At 64.8% G+C, this 18445-nt stretch carries 15 protein-coding genes; 9 read left to right on the forward strand and 6 right to left on the reverse strand.

Annotated elements, in window-relative coordinates:
- Positions 1–31: 31 nt before the first annotated feature.
- From LK542_RS15005 to LK542_RS15015, 3 genes are all read left to right on the forward strand, one after another.
- Positions 32–745 (forward strand): flagellar brake protein, encoded by a 714-nt coding sequence (locus tag LK542_RS15005; protein WP_227812507.1) that lies wholly within the window; start codon positions 32–34, stop codon positions 743–745.
- 78 nt (positions 746–823) lie between these two features.
- Positions 824–1465, forward strand: a complete 642-nt coding sequence (locus LK542_RS15010; RefSeq protein ID WP_227812508.1) for a hypothetical protein — start codon at positions 824–826, stop codon at positions 1463–1465.
- 145 nt (positions 1466–1610) lie between these two features.
- The gene (locus tag LK542_RS15015; RefSeq protein ID WP_227812509.1) at positions 1611–3695 is read left to right on the forward strand and encodes a S9 family peptidase; all 2085 of its coding nucleotides are present in this window, start codon (positions 1611–1613) and stop codon (positions 3693–3695) included.
- Between the two features lie 42 nt (positions 3696–3737).
- Here LK542_RS15015 and LK542_RS15020 read toward each other — a convergent pair whose 3' ends face one another.
- The 6 genes from LK542_RS15020 to recA all read right to left on the reverse strand — a co-directional run bounded on the left by LK542_RS15020 (position 3738) and on the right by recA (position 9378).
- A complete protein-coding gene (locus LK542_RS15020) occupies positions 3738–4220 on the reverse strand; it encodes a prepilin-type N-terminal cleavage/methylation domain-containing protein (protein WP_307728972.1) in 483 nt (160 codons plus the stop codon).
- Positions 4221–4541: 321 nt separating this feature from the next.
- Positions 4542–5423 (reverse strand): succinate--CoA ligase subunit alpha, encoded by an 882-nt coding sequence (sucD, locus tag LK542_RS15030; RefSeq protein WP_227801952.1) that lies wholly within the window; start codon positions 5421–5423, stop codon positions 4542–4544.
- An 18-nt stretch (positions 5424–5441) separates the two neighbouring features.
- Positions 5442–6611: an ADP-forming succinate--CoA ligase subunit beta gene (gene sucC / locus LK542_RS15035; protein ID WP_227801953.1), complete on the reverse strand. Its 1170-nt coding sequence runs from the start codon at positions 6609–6611 to the stop codon at positions 5442–5444.
- Positions 6612–6681: 70 nt separating this feature from the next.
- A complete protein-coding gene (locus LK542_RS15040) occupies positions 6682–7245 on the reverse strand; it encodes a DUF2889 domain-containing protein (protein WP_227812510.1) in 564 nt (187 codons plus the stop codon).
- Positions 7246–7820: 575 nt separating this feature from the next.
- Entirely contained in the window at positions 7821–8279 is a 459-nt protein-coding gene (recX, locus tag LK542_RS15045) for a recombination regulator RecX (RefSeq protein ID WP_227801956.1), read from the reverse strand.
- A 19-nt stretch (positions 8280–8298) separates the two neighbouring features.
- Positions 8299–9378, reverse strand: a complete 1080-nt coding sequence (gene recA / locus LK542_RS15050; protein ID WP_227801958.1) for a recombinase RecA — start codon at positions 9376–9378, stop codon at positions 8299–8301.
- Positions 9379–9626: 248 nt separating this feature from the next.
- Between recA and LK542_RS15055 the strand changes: the two genes are divergently transcribed.
- The 6 genes from LK542_RS15055 (at position 9627) to LK542_RS15080 (ending at position 18410) form a co-directional block, all read left to right on the forward strand.
- Positions 9627–10328 (forward strand): response regulator transcription factor, encoded by a 702-nt coding sequence (locus tag LK542_RS15055; RefSeq protein WP_227812511.1) that lies wholly within the window; start codon positions 9627–9629, stop codon positions 10326–10328.
- A complete protein-coding gene (locus tag LK542_RS15060; protein ID WP_227812512.1) occupies positions 10325–11911 on the forward strand; it encodes a sensor histidine kinase N-terminal domain-containing protein in 1587 nt (528 codons plus the stop codon). The genes LK542_RS15055 and LK542_RS15060 overlap by 4 nt, the downstream gene beginning before the upstream one ends.
- Positions 11901–12194 carry a DUF4212 domain-containing protein gene (locus LK542_RS15065; RefSeq protein WP_227812513.1) on the forward strand — a complete coding sequence of 98 codons (294 nt, stop codon included), beginning with the start codon at positions 11901–11903 and terminating at the stop codon, positions 12192–12194. The genes LK542_RS15060 and LK542_RS15065 overlap by 11 nt, the downstream gene beginning before the upstream one ends.
- Positions 12191–14251 (forward strand): sodium:solute symporter family protein, encoded by a 2061-nt coding sequence (locus tag LK542_RS15070; protein WP_227812514.1) that lies wholly within the window; start codon positions 12191–12193, stop codon positions 14249–14251. Before LK542_RS15065 ends, LK542_RS15070 begins: the two co-directional genes overlap by 4 nt.
- Positions 14252–14381: 130 nt before the next feature.
- The gene (locus tag LK542_RS15075) at positions 14382–16406 is read left to right on the forward strand and encodes a S9 family peptidase (protein WP_227812515.1); all 2025 of its coding nucleotides are present in this window, start codon (positions 14382–14384) and stop codon (positions 16404–16406) included.
- A gap of 12 nt (positions 16407–16418) precedes the next feature.
- Positions 16419–18410 (forward strand): S9 family peptidase, encoded by a 1992-nt coding sequence (locus tag LK542_RS15080; RefSeq protein WP_227812516.1) that lies wholly within the window; start codon positions 16419–16421, stop codon positions 18408–18410.
- Positions 18411–18445 lie beyond the last annotated feature (35 nt).

Here is an 18445-nt window from a genome sequence, read left to right on the forward strand (position 1 = left end):
CGACAGCGCGCCAGGCCCGGCACCACATCACATGACCACTGATCCCGCCCGCGAACTCAAGCCCCAGGAATTCGAGTTCGAGACCATGAACCTGCAGGTCGGCGTTCGCCTGCAGGTGATGACCCATCGTCACCTGAAACCCGTCCAGTACTTCTCGACCCTGATCGGCTACGTCAAGGACGAGTACCTGATCATCAAGATCCCGACCGAGAATGGCGCACCGATCGCGATGACGGAAGGCGAGCCGCTGACGATCCGGGTGTTCTCGGGGGTGAATGTGTGCTCGTTCGCGTGTTCGGTCGAGCGCGTGTTCGCGCGGCCGCTGAACTATGTGCACCTGTCGTTCCCGACCGCGATCCAGGGCACCAGCCTGCGTGGGGCGATGCGGGTCAAGGCCGAGATTGCGGCGCACGCGACGCGGGAAGGCAGCGGCGCCGCGCCAGTGGCCTGCACACTGACCAACGTCTCGGTGACCGGGGCGCGGATCGAATCCGGCTATCCGCTGCCGGGCGACAGCGACAGCGTCAAACTGGCGTTCACGCTCGTGATACCGCCGACGAACGAGGAAAGGCCGGTTGAAACCGTAGCCGCCATCCGCAACATGACAGTCGCGCGTCCGGCGCCCGACAAGCCGGACGTGTATAGCTACGGGGTCCAGTTCGTTGACCTGGATCCCGTGCACTACACGCTGCTGCAGAACATGACCTACGAGGCGCTGCTGGCCGATCGGCTCAAGATCGTCTAGTCACCTGCCCTTGCGGCAGCGCGGTCGGCAACGCGACCGTGTCTGTACAATCTGTCCTGACAACCCAAGCGTGAGGACATGATGATCGCCCGGATGACGCTGCTCGCTTCGCTCGTACTCGCGGCAGGGGCAACATTGGCCCAGAAGCCGCAGTTTGCTCCGCGCGAAACGCTTCGCGTCCACAGCACCTTCGGATTTTCCCTGCTTCCGCCTCCAGGCCAGGACTGGACCGAAAAATTCGATGATTCGGCCATCGACTATACGAAGAAGACCGATCCGCACCAGGTCTCCTTCTATACCCAAGCGCTCCTGGCGAATTGCACACTGCCGCTTCCCGGCAAGGACGGCTTGCTTGCTTTTGTGCGCGGAAAGGACGAATGGGGTTCCGACGGTCGCTTCAAGCCTGTCTCTTCCAGCTTCCTGCCCGACCCCGGCCAGTCGACATGCGTACGCTACCGCATGTCAGTGAATGACTACGGTGCAAACAATCGGGGCGAGCATCCCTTCCTCGTCCTGCACGTCGTCGGACGTTTTTGCACCCACCCGCAGGACGCGCAAGCCGCGGTCGACATCGCCTATTCGGTCCGGCACGTCCCCGGCTACGACGCCCGTGCCCTCGAGGCTGAAGGCGAAGCCTTCCTCGACAGCCTGGGGTTCGATCCACTCCCGGCCGGGCAGAGGAAGACTGCGGCTTTCGTCAAGCCCTGCGCGCATTACTGAACATACGCATTGCAGCACCTCCAGCGCAGTAACGCCAGGCCTTTCCCTGTCGACGACGTCCCGCCTCCCTGTTGAGCACGTGGTAAATTGCTGGCCTGCATGCGCGGCGCCCTGCCGCGCACCGTGATTGAGAACAAGGATGAGCATGAATTTTCGTTTGCCGAGTCTGGTCCGCCTGTTACCGGTAGCGGCGGCTACCCTCGCCGCCACCAGCGCCATGGCCGCGCCGCGCGGCTTTACCGTGGAAGACTTGGTCAACATGGAGCGGGTGGGCAGCCCGGCCGTGTCGCCCGACGCCAGCCGCGTGGTGTACACCGTGCGCAGCACGGACATGAGCAAGAATCGCGGCCACACCGAGCTATGGATGGTCGACCTGCGCGCCGGCAAACCGGCGCCGCAGCGCCTGACCGAACATGCGTCGAGCAGCACCGAACCGGAATGGTCGGCATCCGGCGACGCCGTGTACTTCCTGTCGACCCGCTCCGGCTCGTCCCAGGTATGGCGCCTGCCCCTTGGCGGTGGCAAGCCGGGCGAGCCCGTGAAAGTCACCGACCTGCCGCTCGATGTCGAGAGTTTCCGCGTGTCGCCGCTGGGTGACCGCGTGGCGATGAGCCTGTCGGTGTTCCGCGACTGCGCCGACCTTGCCTGCACCAGGCAGCGGGCCGAGGCAAAGGAAAAGGACAAGGCGACGGGCAAGCTGTACGACCGCCTGTTCGTGCGCCACTGGGATACCTGGAACGACGGCCGCAACAACGTGCTGTTCTCGGCCCCGCTCGACGCCGCCGGCAAAGTCAGCGGACAACCGGTTAGCCTGTCGGGCACGCTGGACGGCGACGTGCCCTCGAAGCCTTTCGGCGACCGCGAGGAATTCCGCTTCAGCCCGGACGGCAAGAGCATCGTGTTCGCGGCCCGCATCGCCGGCAAGACCGAAGCCTGGTCGACCAACTTCGACCTGTACACCGTGCCGGCCGCGGGCGGTGCTCCGCGCAACCTGACGCTTGAGAATCCGGCCTGGGACACCAAGGGCGTGTATTCGCCGGACGGCCGTACCCTCGCCTACCTGGCGATGGCGCGTCCGGGCTTCGAAGCGGACCGTTACCAGATCATGCTGCTAGACATTGCCACTGGCCAGAAGCGCAAGCTGGCCGCCGACTGGGACCGCTCGCCAGGCAGCCTGCAATGGCGCGCCGACGGCAAGGCCCTGATCGTCGATGCCGAGGACGTGGGCCAGCATCGCCTGTTCTCGATCGACGCCGTCAATGGGAAAGTCACCGCGCTGACCGACAAGGGCGCAATCGGCGCCTTCGACGTGCGCGGTGATACCGTCGCCTATACCCAGGCCAACCTGGCATCGGGCGCGCAGCTGTACGCAATGAAGCTGGGCGGCCAGTCTGCGCAGCTCACCAAGCTGAATGCCGAGCGCCTGGCCGACGTGCGCTGGGGCGACTATGAACAGTTCAGCTTCAAGGGCGCCAACGGCGATACCGTCTACGGCCACGTGATGAAGCCCTGGAATGCCGAGCCGGGCAAGAAGTACCCCGTCGCCTTCCTGGTGCACGGCGGACCGCAGGGCAGCTTCGGCAACGGCTGGAGCTACCGCTGGAATCCACAGGTGTACGCGGGCGCCGGCTATGCCACCGTGTTCATCGACTTCCACGGTTCGACGAGATATGGCCAGAAGTTCACCGATTCAATCAGCGGCGACTGGGGCGGCAAGCCGCTCGAGGACCTGAAAAAGGGGCTGGACGCGGCGGTGAAGAAGTTTCCATGGCTGGACCGCGAACGCAGCTGCGCATTGGGCGCGTCCTACGGCGGCTACATGATGAACTGGATCGCGGGGAGCTGGAACGATGGCTTCCGCTGCCTGGTGAACCATGACGGCGTGTTCGACTCGCGCGGCATGGCCTATTCGACCGAGGAGCAGTGGTTCACCGACTGGGAAAACGGCGGCGCCTACTTCGCCGTGCCGAACAACCACGAGCGTTTCAATCCGGTGCACCACGTGAACAAGTGGAAGACGCCGATGCTGGTGATCCAGGGCGACCTCGATTTCCGCATTCCGACGGCGCAGGCCCTGTCGACCTTCACCGCACTACAGCGCAAGGGCATCGACAGCCAGCTGCTGGTATTCCCGGACGAGAACCACTGGGTGCTCAAGCCGGCGAACTCGGTGCAGTGGCATCACACGGTGATGAAGTGGCTGGATCGCCACCTGAAACAACAGGAATGAAAAAGAGCCGCCCGTGGGCAGCTCTTCTTATTTACGCACTACTTATTCCGGTGCGTTGTTCTTTTCGATCAGCTCTTTAGCAGTGACGTTCTCGGTGCTGGCGGTATTTTTCCATGCCACGGTGCCGCCGGTGACGACTGGCTCCATCTCGATGGTGGTGTCTTTCACATCTTCCGAGATGCCGTCGGCCAGAGTCATGGTGATTTTGCCGTCAACAACGTCGACTTCCGAAATTTCTTTGGTCGCAGCGAAGCCGTTAGTTTCGCCGGTTTTTGCAGGAATGCCATTCGAGCCAGCATCGCAGGCGTCGACCGAGCCACCGCTTTCTTGGATGCAGACGCCGACAGCAGTCTTGACCGATGCCACAGAGCCGAGGGCCGCGCCGATCTTGGCCTTCACGGTGTAGTTCTGGTAAGCCGGGATTGCGACTGCTGCCAGGATACCGATGATCGCAACAACGATCATCAATTCGATCAGGGTGAAGCCGCCTTCAGCTTTTTTGGTTTGCATTTGTTTGAAGTTCATTTCTATCTCTCCAGGGTGGTGATTCAGGGGTTGTTGGGTTACTGCTTGTTGCCACGCTTTCTTATATGCAAGCGGTGTGCCAGCCCGAAAAATGCTGATTTTATTAGTGCCGAGCTAACAAAACAGCGTGCCAGCACAAGTTTGCGCTTGATGAGTGACAAAATTTGTCATCGAAGCTGGCCAAATTTTGTCAGCTGGACAGTTTTCGTAACGCAATTTGGCATGTTCTGGAGAAATACTTCTGTGCCAACCCTGGCGGTACGGGCGAAAAAAAACGGGGAGCCTGCGCTCCCCGTCTTCGTCGACCTTACAGTCCGTGAATTACAGCATCGCTTTCAGCAGGCGAGCCATTTCCGACGGGTTCTTGGTGACCTTGATACCGCAGGCTTCCATGATTTCCAGCTTGGCTTGCGCGGTATCGGCGCCGCCCGAGATCAGCGCGCCGGCGTGGCCCATGCGCTTGCCCGGAGGCGCGGTGACGCCAGCGATGAAGCCGACGACCGGCTTCTTCATGTTGTCCTTGATCCACTGAGCAGCGTTCGCCTCGTCCGGGCCGCCGATCTCGCCGATCATGATGACTGCGTCGGTGTCAGGATCGTCGTTGAACATGCGCATCACGTCGATGTGCTTCAGACCGTTGATCGGGTCGCCGCCGATACCGACTGCCGACGACTGGCCCAGGCCCAGGGCGGTCAGCTGGCCGACTGCTTCATAGGTCAGGGTGCCCGAACGCGACACGACGCCGATACGGCCCTTGCGGTGGATGTGACCCGGCATGATGCCGATCTTGATCTCGTCCGGGGTGATCAGGCCTGGGCAATTCGGGCCCAGCAGCAGGGTCTTCGAACCGGCCTTGGCCATGCGGTCCTTGACTTCCATCATGTCACGGACAGGGATGCCTTCGGTGATGCAGATTGCCAGGTCGAGCTCGGCTTCGACGGCTTCCCAGATCGCGGCGGCAGCGCCTGCCGGCGGGACGTAGATCACCGACACGGTTGCGCCGGTTTCCGATGCGGCTTCCTTGACGGTTGCGTAGATCGGGATGCCTTCGAAGTCTTCGCCGGCTTTCTTCGGGTTCACGCCTGCCACGAAGGCTTCACGGCCGTTCGCGTAGTCGCGGCACATGCGGGTGTGGAACTGGCCGGTCTTGCCGGTGATACCTTGGGTGATGACTTTGGTGTCTTTGTTAATCAGAATCGACATTTTGTATTCCTTCGCGAATTAGGCTTGGCCAGCGGCAGCGGCAACGACCTGCTTCGCTGCGTCTTCCATGGTGTCTGCGGAGATGATCGGCAGGCCGGAGTCAGCCAGCATCTTCTTGCCCAGGTCTTCGTTGGTGCCCTTCATGCGGACGACCAGCGGCACTTGCAGCGACACAGCCTTCGATGCGGTGATCACGCCTTCGGCGATCACGTCGCAGCGCATGATGCCGCCGAAGATGTTGACCAGGATGGCCTTCAGGCCCGGGTTCTTCAGCATGATCTTGAATGCTTCGGTCACTTTCTCTGCAGTCGCGCCACCGCCGACGTCGAGGAAGTTGGCCGGCTCGCCGCCGAACAGCTTGATGGTGTCCATGGTCGCCATGGCCAGGCCAGCGCCGTTCACCAGGCAGCCGATGTTGCCGTCGAGCGAGATGTAAGCCAGGTCGAACTTCGATGCTTCGACTTCAGCCGGATCTTCTTCGTCCAGGTCGCGGTAGGCGACGATTTCCGGATGACGGAACAGGGCGTTCGAGTCGAAGTTGAACTTGGCGTCCAGGGCGATGACCTTGCCCGAGCCGGTCAGGATCAGCGGGTTGATTTCGGCCAGCGAGGCATCGGTTTCCCAGTAGGCTTTGTACAGGCCTTGCAGGTTGGTGCGGGCGTCGACCACCGACGCTTCCGGCACGCCGATCTTGCGGGCGATGTCGTCTGCCTGCTCATTGGTCAGGCCGATCGACGGTTCGATCACGACGTTGTGGATTTTTTCCGGGTTGCTGTGCGCGACTTCTTCGATGTCCATGCCGCCTTCCGACGAGGCCATCAGGACGACCTTCTGGGTGACGCGGTCGGTCACCAGGGAAACGTACAGTTCCTTCTTGATGTCAGCGCCTTCTTCGATCAGCAGGCGGCGGACTTTCTGGCCTTCCGGGCTGGTCTGGTGCGTGATCAGCTGCATGCCCATGATCTGGTCGGCGTATTCCTTGACCTGTTCCAGCGACTTGGCAACCTTGACGCCGCCGCCCTTGCCGCGGCCGCCTGCGTGGATCTGCGCCTTGACGACCCAGACCGGGCCGCCCAGCTCTTCAGCAGCCTTGACCGCCTCGTCCACCGTCATGCACGGAATGCCGCGCGGAACGGTCACTCCGAACTTTCGGAGGATCTCTTTGCCTTGATACTCATGGATCTTCATGCTGGCTTCCCTTCTTCTATTACTGAATTAGAAATACGGTTGAGTTACAAAAAATGACAAACATCGAATCCTAACCCGACACGGCTTTGATGGACCAGCGGGGATAGTAGGTGGCCACGGCCGGTCCGTCGCTGCGCAGCGCATGGCAACGGTCGAGCTCGAAGGGCCGTTCGGCCGAGTTGTCTTCGGCGCCGCCGCGCGTGTCGAACACGTCGTCGGCGTAGGCCTGCAGCGCTGCCGTGGGCAGCACCTGGGCCAATTCGGTCAGGTGGGTGCAGCCGAGCACGCCCGAGAGGCGATCTTTCAGGTGCAGCCGGAAGTGGGGCATCAGCGACAGACCGACCAGCTTTTTGTAAGCAGGGCCAATCGTCTCGCAGAAACCGGGATACGGAACGGCATCGGACGCGGCTTCGGCGTCCACGATGGTCAGATTGCGGTCGATGGTGACACGCAGTTTAAGGTCGTGCACCGGCATACCGCCCGGGCGGGTGCCCGAGCCGAGCTCAATGTCACGGGTTTTGACGTCGCGGATACTGGCGTCCAGATCCCACAGGCCATCGTCGCGCGCATAGGCTTCGACGGTGATGGCGCGCGTATGCCGGAGCGAGCGCGATACGGGAGGAGACAGGGGCATAAAAACCAATGCCGCTTGCGCGGCGGTTAGTGGTGCAGCCAGTGTGCGTCATGCACGTTGACGTAGCTTCTACGACAACAACCGCTCATGCGGCGCTGCTTAAACCGTGAAAGTTTAGCACAGGGCGTTGTCGGTTGCACTGCAACAGAGATGTTTTTGCCATCTGGAAACTACATTCCACGGATTTCTTGTTGAGTGGCCAATGTTGCATGTGGTTGGACATGTTGGCGTAGCTGTCGGACCAATTGATGAGCTTGCGCCATCGTTCACCGCGTGGGCGGCAGGAGCGTCGTGCCTGTTCGGCGTTTACGGTGGAGCCGCCCACCCTACGAGGCAGCGGTAAACGCACAGCGCCAGCGTGCAGCGCCATCGTCCGTTGAGGAATATGCCGGGGCATATCGGAGATGACGCTCCACGCTGGCGCCGGAGCAAGGCTTCTCTACTATATAGAGAGCACGAAAATTGAAGGGTGATACAGCAGGCCTGCGGCCAAGCCTGGCATATCGTCGGAGCAGCCTGGGGCCAGGCCGGCTCGTCTCGGCAGCAGGCGCCAGTGGATCTTCTACAGCGCCTGCTTACAGCTCGTCGTCGTCGGGAGCGCCCTGCATCGCGGTCCGCGCAGCGCGTTGGGAGAACCCACGCTGCAGCAGGAAGCGCATCTGCTTGGCACGCTCGGCCGCATCGACGGCGACGGTACCGAACTTGCGCTGCCAGACTTCCCTGGCACGCGCTGTTTCGCTGTCGGCAAGCGAGGACCTGATTTCTTCCAACGCTTCGCCCTTGAGGCCGTGGCTTTGCAGCTCGGCCATCACGCGGCTGTTGCCGAAACGGCCCGCCTTCCTGTTGACCAGGGATTCGGCGAACCTTTCCTGCGACAGCCAGTTGTTCTTCTCGAGGAAATCCAGGAGGGCTTCCACGTCATCGCCCTCCTCGGCATAACGGGCCAGCTTACGGCCCAGCTCGAGCCGGCTGTGTTCGCGCATCGACAGGTATCGAAGCGCGCGTCCTTTCAGGCTGAGCTGGGGTGCCGGCATGTGCTACAAGGGCCAGCGATTACTCGCCGACTGCTTTCAGGGCCTTGCCGCTGTCTTCGACAGCAGCCAGCACCGGCGGCAGTTCGCGCACGCCCAGGGCGGCACGGACCTTGTTCTCGATTTCGCGTGCCAGTGCCGGACGCTCTTTCAGGAACAGGCGGGCGTTGTCCTTGCCCTGGCCGATGCGTTCGCCGTTATAGCTGTACCACGAACCCGACTTCTCGACGATCTTGTTGTCGGCGCCCAGATCCAGGATTTCGCCTTCGCGCGAGGTGCCTTCTCCGTACAGGATGTCGAAGTGGGCTTCCTTGAACGGCGGCGCGATCTTGTTCTTGACGACCTTGACCTTGGTTTCGTTACCGATCACTTCGTCGCCCGACTTGATCGAGCCGGTACGGCGGATGTCCATGCGCACGGAGGCGTAGAACTTCAGCGCGTTACCGCCGGTGGTGGTTTCCGGGCTGCCGAACATCACGCCGATCTTCATACGGATCTGGTTGATGAAGATGACCAGCGTATTGGTGCGGTTGATCGAGCCGGTCAGCTTGCGCAGCGCCTGCGACATCAGTCGCGCCTGCAGGCCCGGGAGCGAGTCGCCCATGTCGCCTTCGATTTCAGCGCGCGGGGTCAGTGCCGCCACCGAGTCGATGACCACCAGGTCGACCGAGCCCGAACGCACCAGGGCGTCGGTGATTTCGAGAGCCTGTTCGCCGGTGTCCGGCTGCGAGATCAGCAAGTCGCCCAGGTTGATGCCCAGCTTCTGCGCGTAGGTCACGTCGAGCGCGTGCTCGGCGTCGATGAAGGCGCAGGTGCCGCCCAGCTTCTGCATCTGGGCGATGGTCTGCAGCGTCAGGGTGGTTTTACCCGACGATTCCGGACCGTAGATCTCGACGATACGGCCGCGCGGCAGGCCACCGACGCCCAGCGCGATGTCCAGGCCCAGCGAGCCGGTGGAAACAGTCTGCACTTCCTCGACCGGTGCGCTGGTATCCATGCGCATGACCGAGCCCTTGCCGAACTGCTTTTCGATTTGCGCCAGGGCGGCTGCGAGCGCCTTGCCCTTTTCAGCGGCGTTTACTGCGGTTTTTTTGTCGTCCATGGTGTACTTTCAGCTGTGGAGTAGGCAAGGTAGGGTCGCTACCGCGCAAATCAAGGTCTTCGCTGCAAAAATACTGTATGTAAATCCAGTGGTTTAATCAGCGAAATCAAGACACTACTGTATATAACTCCAGTAGTTTATGCAAGCGAAAAAAGTCGCGGTGTTGTTATCTGCAAGACTCGCATTGTTGCGATAAATCAAACACAATAGGGGCTGTTTAAGGTCTAACGAAACACCAAGGTGGTCCCATGCGAATTCTGCTCGCCGAAGATGATAGCGTACTTGCCGACGGGCTAACACGTTCCCTGCGCCAGTCCGGCTACGCCATCGATTGCGTCAAGAACGGCCAGGATGCCGATACGGCCCTGTCCACCCAGGAGTTCGACCTCCTGATCCTCGACCTCGGCCTGCCCAAGCTGTCCGGGCTGGAAGTGCTGCGCCGCCTGCGCGCCCGCTCTTCGCTGCTACCGGTACTGATCCTCACCGCCGCCGATTCGGTCGAACAGCGCGTCGAAGGCCTCGACCTCGGCGCCGACGACTACATGGCCAAGCCCTTTGCCCTGTCCGAGCTGGAGGCGCGGGTGCGCGCCCTCACCCGGCGCGGCGCCGGCGGCGGCCCGGCCGTGGTGCGCCACGGCCCGCTGGTGTACGACCAGGTCGGCCGCAGCGCCTATATCAACGACCAGATGCTCGACCTGTCGGCGCGCGAGCTCGGCCTGCTGGAAGTGCTGCTGGCGCGCACCGGGCGCCTGGTGTCCAAGGAACAGCTGGTCGACCACCTGTGCGAATGGGGCGAGGAAGTCTCGAACAACGCCATCGAGGTCTACGTGCACCGGCTGCGCAAGAAGATCGAGGTCGGCGGCGTGCGCATCGCCACCGTGCGCGGCCTCGGCTACTGCCTCGAGAAATACTCCGACGCCCCGCGCGCGCCGGCTCCAGAACCCAAGTGAACGAGCGCGACGCCGGGCTCACCGACCCGCCCTCCTCCGGGGCGGGACAGGACACGCCCGCGCCCTTCCAGCCGCTACAACCGGCGCCCTACGTACCGCCCAATCCGGAACCCGACGAGAACATCCGGCACTCGCTGTTCGGCGAGATCCTCGACTGGATGCTGGCCCCGCTGCTGCTGCTGTGGCCGATGAGCATCGCGATTACCTACCTGGTGGCGAAGTCGATCGCCAACCAGCCCTTCGACGACGCGCTGGAAGACCGCGTCACCGTGCTGTCGCAGCAGATCCGCACGGTGGCCGGCCGGCCCACGGTGCAGCTGCCCGGTAGCGCGCGCGACGTGCTACGCGCCGACGACGTCGACAGCGTCTATTTCCAGATCAGCGGCCCGGACGGCGCCCACCTCGACGGCGACCGCGACCTGCCGCGGCCACGCACTGTCAACAGCGGCATGAACGCCGACGAGCGCGCCCGCAATGGGTCGGTGGCCTTCCGTAACGACAGCATCCACGGTACGCCGGTGCGGGTTGCCTATTCCTGGGTCAGCCTCGATCCGCTGGGCGCGCGCGCCAACGGTCTACCGGCCGGCCTGGCCCTGGTCCAGGTCGCGGAAACGCTCGACAAGCGCGCCCACCTGGCCAACGAGATCATCAAGGGCGTGATCCTGCCCCAGTTCATCATCCTGCCGGTGATCCTGGCCCTGGTCTGGTTCGCCCTGTCGCGCGGCCTGTCGCCGCTGGCCGAGCTGCAGGAGCGCATCCGCGCCCGCCCCCAGGACGACCTGTCGCCGATCGACCCGCGCCAGGTGCCGGAAGAGATTTCGCCGCTGGTCGGCTCCTTCAACGACATGCTCGAGCGCCTGGCCCAGACCGTGGAGATGCAGAAGCGCTTCATCGCCGACGCCGCGCACCAGATGAAGACGCCGCTGGCCGGCATGCGCATGCAGTCCGAGCTGGCCCTGCGCCAGGTCGACCCGGACGAGATCCACCGCTCGCTGGAACAGCTGGCCAAGAGCTCGGAGTCGGCCACGCGCCTGGTCAACCAGCTGCTGGCGCTGGCGCGCGCCGAGAACCAGCCGCACACCGGCCTGGCCTTCGAGGAGCTCGACCTGGCCCAGCTGGCGCGCGCCACCGTGCAGGACTGGGTGCAGGCCTCGTTCTCGCACCGGATCGACCTCGGCTTCGAACCTGCGGACGCGCCGCTGCTCATCGCCGGCAATGCGCTGATGCTGCGCGAACTGCTGTCGAACCTGATCGACAACGCGCTGCGCTACACCCCGCAGGGCGGCAGCGTGACGGTGCGCGTGCGGCGCGACGGCGAGCACGCCCTGCTCGAGGTCGAGGACACCGGCCCCGGCATCGCGCCCAGCGAGCGGGCCCACGTGTTCGAGCGCTTCTACCGCATCCTCGGCAGCAACGTGCAGGGCAGTGGCCTGGGGCTGGCGATTGTGCGCGAGATCGCGCAGCAGCACGGCGCCGAGATCGACATCTTCAACAACCCGCGCAGCCACTCGAACAAATATCCGGGCAGCCTGTTCCGCCTGACCTTCCCGCCACCTCTTCGCGAGCCCGACGATGCCGAATGAACCCTTGCCTCCCCGGGCCGGCGCCGAGGCCGCCCGTGCGGCCCACTGGCGTGCCACGCGCCGCCTGACCGCCGTGCTGATGGTGCTGTGGCTGTGCACCGGCTTCGGCACCGTGTACTTCGCGCGCGAGCTGTCGCACTTCTCCCTGTTCGGCTGGCCGCTCTCCTTTTACATGGCAGCCCAGGGCGCCTCGCTGGTGTCGCTCGCCATCATCGCGATCTACGCCTGGCGCATGCACCGCCTCGACCGCCGCTACCAGGCCGGCGCCAGGGAGGACGCATGAGCGCGGCCAAGCGGTCTTACTTTCGCAAGCTGTCGCGCTACTACCTGTGGTACACCGGCTGCTTCGCCCTGTTCCTGGGGTCGCTCGCCCTGCTCGAACAGGAAGGCATGCCGCGCCTGTGGATCGGCTACATCTTCATGTTCGCGACCATCGCGCTGTACGCCACCATCGGCGTGGTGGCGCGCACCTCGAACGTCACCGAGTACTACGTGGCCGGGCGGCGCGTGCCAGCCCTGTTCAACGGCATGGCCACCGCCGCCGACTGGATCTCGGCGGCCAGCTTCATCAGCCTGGCGGGCGGCCTGTACCTCTACGGCTTCGACGGGCTGGCCTACATCATGGGCTGGACCGGCGGCTTCGTGCTGGTGGCGCTGCTGATCGCGCCCTACCTGCGCAAGTTCGGGCAGTACACCATCCCCGACTTCCTGGCTGCGCGCTACGGCGGCGGCGCGGGCGGGCGCGGCGGACCGGTGCGGGCGCTGGCGGTGGCCGCCACCATCCTGGTCTCCTTTACCTACGTGGTAGCACAGATCTACGCGGTCGGCCTGATCGCCTCGCGCTTTACGGGGGTGGACTTCTCGGTCGGCATCTTCCTCGGCCTGGCCTCGATCCTGGTATGTTCCTTCCTGGGCGGCATGCGCGGCATCACCTGGACCCAGGTGGCGCAGTACATCATCCTGCTGGTCGCGTTTCTGATTCCGACCATTTGGCTGGCGGCCAAGCATGCCGACAACCCGGTGCCGCAGGTGGCCTATGGCTCGCTCCTGCCCAAGCTGGCCGCGCGCGAGCAACAGCTCGAGAACGACCCGCGCGAAGAACAGGTGCGGGCCGAGTTCCGCCGCCGTGCCGGCGAATACGCGGTGCGCCTGGCGGCCCTGCCGGCTTCCTGGGAAGCGGGCAAGCTGGAAGCCCAGCGCCAGCTCGCCGCGGTGCGCGCCCGCAACGCCTCGCTGACCGAGGTGCGCCAGGCCGAGCGGGCGCTCGCCACCTATCCCGGCTCGCCCGACGAAGCGCGCGCGCTGTGGCAGGAAAAGCGCGACGCCAACCTGGCGCGCGCCCGCCCGCCGGTGCCGCACACGGTGCCCTTCCCCGGCGCCACCGAGGCGGATTCGGACAAGCGCCGCAACAACTTCCTGGCCGTGGTGTTCTGCCTGATGTTCGGCACCGCCGCCCTGCCCCACATCCTGATGCGCGCCTACACCACGCCCTCGGTCAACGAGACCCGGGTGTCGGTGTTCTGGACCCTGTTCTTCATCCTGCTGATCTACCTGACCATCCCGGCGCTGGCGGTGCTGGCCAAGTACGACATCTACACCGCGCTGGTGGGCAGCGATTTTTCCGCGCTGCCGACCTGGATCTCGTACTGGTCCAACGTCGACAAGGTCAATCCCCTGCTCAGCATCGCCGACATCAACGGCGACGGCGTGGTGCAGCTGGCCGAGATCGCGATCGACGCCGACGTGCTGGTGCTGGCCACCCCGGAAATCGCCGGCCTGCCCTACGTGATCTCGGGCCTGGTGGCGGCCGGCGGCCTGGCGGCGGCGCTGTCCACCGCCGACGGCCTGCTGCTGGCGATCTCCAACGCGCTGTCGCACGACGTGTATTACAAGATGGTCGACCCGGGCGCCTCGACCCAGAAGCGGGTGACGATCTCCAAGCTGCTGCTGCTCGCGGTGGCCTTCATCGCGGCCTACGCCGCCTCGCAGAAGCCGGCCGACATCCTGTCCCTGGTGGGCGCGGCCTTCTCGCTTGCCGGCTCCACGCTGTTCCCGGTACTCGTGCTGGGCGTGTTCTGGAAGCGCGCCAACCATACCGGGGCGATCGCCGGCATGGTCAGCGGCTTCCTGGTCTGCCTGTGGTACATGCTGCGCGCCAGCCCCACCCTGGGCGGCAGCCTGGACCAGTCCTGGCTCGGCATCCAGCCGCTTGCCGCCGGCGTGTTCGGGGTCCCGGCGGGACTGCTGGCCACCGTGCTGGGCAGCCTGGCAAGCGCCCCGCCGAGCCGCGCCAGCCTGGGCATGGCCGACTACATCCGTGCGCCGGAAGAAGAGTCTTGAGGCAGGCGCACCACGCGCATCATGCCATCTGCATGAGATCGAGGCCGTAGGGTGTCCGTCCCGGGGAAGGCCTGTTATTGTTGACCGCCGGGCGCTGCCCGCGCCACAAGAACAACCCGAGCCGAGACCAATGACTTCCGTTTTCTTCCGCCTTGCCTTTGCCGCCGTCCTCGCATGCAGTCTCCCTGTCCAGGCCCAGGCGCCTGCGTCGACTGCAAGCGCCCGGCCGCCCATCGCCAGTTTCTTCGCCAACTCCCCGTTCGGCGGCGCCAGCCTGTCGCCGGACGCCCGCTTCCTGGCCGTGCGTTCCGGCGCGCCGGGCAAGCGCGACTTCCTGGCGGTCGTCAACCTGCAGGACAACAGCGTCAAGGTGGTCGCGTCGTATGACGATGCCGACGTCGGCGAATTCCGCTGGATCAGCAACGAACGCCTGGTCTTCAACACCCGCGAAAAAGGCGTCGGCGTCGGCAACCGGCGCTATGCGCCGGGCCTGTACGCCGTCAACCGCGACGGCGAGAAGTTCGTGGAGCTGGCCGATCGGGTCGGCTCGGTGCATCGCACCGGCACCCGCGTGGGACGCAAGATCCTGCCCTGGCACACCTACCTGCTCGACCAGCCGGGGCCGCGCAACTCCGACACCATCTACGTCGAGAGCTACAACTTCGACACCTCCGGCGAGGTGCGCAGCGTCGACCTGCTGCGCCTGAACACCCTGACCGGCTTCACCCAGTCGGTGCCGCGTCCCGGCAACGTGACGGGCTGGATGCTCGACCACCAGGGCGAGCCGCGCCTGGCATCGAGCTTCGAGAAGGACACGATCACCCTGCACTACCGCGACCCGGCCAGCGGCGCCTGGCGCATGCTGACCAGCTATCCGGCCTACGGCGACGGCAGCAGGGCGCTGCAGCCGCTCGGCTTCGCGCCGGACGGCAAGCTGTATGTGCTGGCCCGCAGCGGCGGGCGCGACACCACGGCCCTGCATCTGTTCGACGTCGCCAGCGGCAGGATCGATCCACAGCCGCTGGTCGTCACCGCCGGCTTCGACTTTGACGGCAGCCTGGTAACGAACCGCGACAAGGTGCTGGGCATCCGCTTCACCACCGACGCCGAGTCGAACGAATGGTTCGACCCGGCCATGAAGACGGTGCAGGCGGCGGTCGACAAACTGCTGCCGGCCACCATCAACCTGATCACGGTGCCGGCGCAGGTCGATTCGCCGGTAGTGCTGGTGCGGTCCTACTCGGACACCATCCCGGGCACCTGGTCGCTGTACAACATCCAGACCGGGGCGATCAGCAAGATCGCCGACCTGCGGCCCGGCATCAACCCGGCGCAGATGGGACGCCAACAATTCATCCGCTACAAGGCGCGCGACGGCCTCGAGATCCCGGCCCTGCTGACGCTGCCGGCGGGCGGCGCCAAGACCAAGCTGCCGATGGTTGTGCTGGTCCATGGCGGCCCCTTCGTGCGCGGCGGCTCCTGGGGCTGGAACCGGGAAACGCAGTTCGTCGCGTCGCGTGGCTACGCCGTGCTGGAGCCGGAATTCCGCGGCAGCACCGGTTTCGGCACCAAACACTTCAAGGCCGGCTTCAAGCAGTGGGGCTTGGCGATGCAGGACGACCTCGCGGACGGCGTGCGCTGGGCGGTCGGCAAGGGCATCGCCGACGGCGCGCGCGTGTGCATCGCGGGCGCCAGCTACGGCGGCTACGCCACCCTGATGGGACTGGTGAAGGACCCGGAGCTCTACAAGTGCGGCATCAACTGGGTGGGCGTCACCGACATCAACCTGCTTTATAACGGCGGCTGGAACTTCAGCAACGACACCTCGGACGAATACAAGGCCTACGGCATGCCCGAGATGATCGGCGACCCGGTCAAGGACGCCGCCCAGTTCAAGGCCACCTCGCCGCTCGCGCAGGCCGCCCGCATCACCCAGCCGGTGCTGCTGGCCTACGGCGGCGCCGACCGGCGCGTGCCGGTCAACCACGGCACCGCATTCCGTGACGCACTTCAAAAGACCAACAAGAACGTCGAATGGGTCGAGTATCCGGAGGAGGGCCACGGCTGGTCGCTGGAAAAGAACAATTTCGACTTCTGGGGCCGGGTCGAGCGCTTCCTCGACCGCCATATCGGCGCCGGCGCGGCGAAACAGTAAGTGAGCACGGCCATGACACGATTGACTTCCCTGTGCGCGCACGCCCTGCTCGCGTGCGCCCTGAGCAGCGGGCTTGCCATCGACGCGCATGCCGAGGCAGCGCTGCCGCCGGTCGAGCTGTTCTTCTCCAATCCGCTGCTGGCCAAGGCCGAGCTCTCGCCCAGCGGGCGCTACCTGGCCGCCCTGTCGGGCGCCCCGGGACGGCGCGACATGCTGATCGTGGTCGACCTGCAGGAAAACAAGGCGACCCCGGTCGCCAGCTACAACGACGTCGACGTCTTGCAGTTCCAGTGGGTGAACGACGGGCGCCTGCTGTTCAATGTCAGCGACAAGCAGATCGGCCCGGGCGGGAATTACCTGGCCAGCGGCCTGTATGCGGTGAACCGCGACGGCGGCGAAATGCGCCAGCTGGCCAGCCGGCGCGCGTCCGCCCCGCGCATGCTGTCCTGGTTCACCTACATGCTGGGCCAGCGCGGGGCCCAGGATTCGAACGAGGTGTATGTGCTGAGCAGCGACCCCGGTCAGAACGAGAAGGTGTTCACGACCAATCTGCTGCGCCTGAACACGTTGACGGGACAGTCCCAGGCCGTATCGCGTCCCGGCCAGGTCGACAGCTGGGTGCTGGATAATGCCGGCGAGCCGCGCCTGACGCTGCATGCCTCCGGCGGCACCACCACCATGCATTATCGCGAGCCGGCCAGCGGCAAGTGGCGCCAGCTCGCGCAATTCCCGACCTATGCCGGCAGCAAAGAGGGCTTCACGCCGGTCGGCTTCGGCGCCGATGGCAAACTGTACGTGCGCGCGTATGCCGGCAAGGATGCGGCCGCCCTGCACACCCTGGACCTAGCCACCGGCAAGGTCGATCCGCAAGGCGTGGTGGTGATGCCGGGTTACGATTTCGACGGCGGACTGGTCAGCCGGCGCGGCAAGGTGCTGGGTGCGGTCATCGAAACCGACGCACCAGGCAGCGTCTGGTTCGACAAGGAGATGACGGCGATCCAGCAGGCGGTGGACAAGCTGCTGCCGAACGCCGCCAACCTGATCTCGGTGGCCGCGAATCCGGAGGCTCCCTGGGTGCTGGTGCACTCCCTGTCCGACGTGCGCCCGCTCGCCTACTACCTGTACAGCCCGGGCAGCGGCAAGCTGAACCCGGTCGGCAACAGCTACGAGGGCATCGATCCGGCCAGGATGGGCCGCCAGGATCCGGTGCGCTACAAGGCGCGCGACGGGCGCGAGATCCCGGCCCTGCTCACGGTTCCGCCGGGCGGCGGCAAGAACCTGCCGTTGGTGGTGCTGGTGCACGGCGGCCCCTACGTGCGCGGCAACCACTGGGGCTGGGCCCCGGATACCCAGTTCCTGGCTTCGCGCGGCTATGCCGTGCTGGAACCGGACTTCCGCGGCAGCCGCGGCTACGGCACGGCGCACTTCCAGGCCGGCTTCAAGCAATGGGGCCTGGCCATGCAGGACGACATCGCCGACGGCGCCCGCTGGGCCATCGCCCAGGGCATCGCCGATCCGAAGCGCATCTGCATCGCCGGCGCCAGCTATGGCGGTTATGCGGCGTTGATGGGCCTGGTGAAGGACCCGGACCTGTACAAGTGCGGCATCAACTGGGTCGGCGTCACCGACATCAGCCTGCTGTTCAACGGTCACTGGAGTTTCGATTCCGATCTGAGCGAGGACTGGAAGAACCACGGCATGCCCCTGATGATCGGCGACCCGGTGAAGGATGCCGCGCAGTTCAGGGCGACCTCGCCGATCGAACAGGCGTCGAAGATCACCCAGCCGCTGCTGCTGGCCTACGGGGCGGTGGACCGCCGCGTGCCGCTCTACCACGGCAACCAGTTCAGGGAGGCCGTCCAGGCCCATAACAAACAGGTCGAATGGGTCGTGTACGAAGATGAGGGCCACGGCTGGACGCGGCCGCAGAACCGCTTCGATTTCTGGAAGCGCGTGGAGAGTTTCCTGGGACGGCATATCGGTGCCGGTGCGGCGCCCCACTGAGCCTATGCCGTGCGCATGAACCCGCACGGCAACGT

Source organism: Massilia sp. IC2-477 (assembly GCF_020707265.1).
GTDB lineage: Bacteria > Pseudomonadota > Gammaproteobacteria > Burkholderiales > Burkholderiaceae_D > Telluria.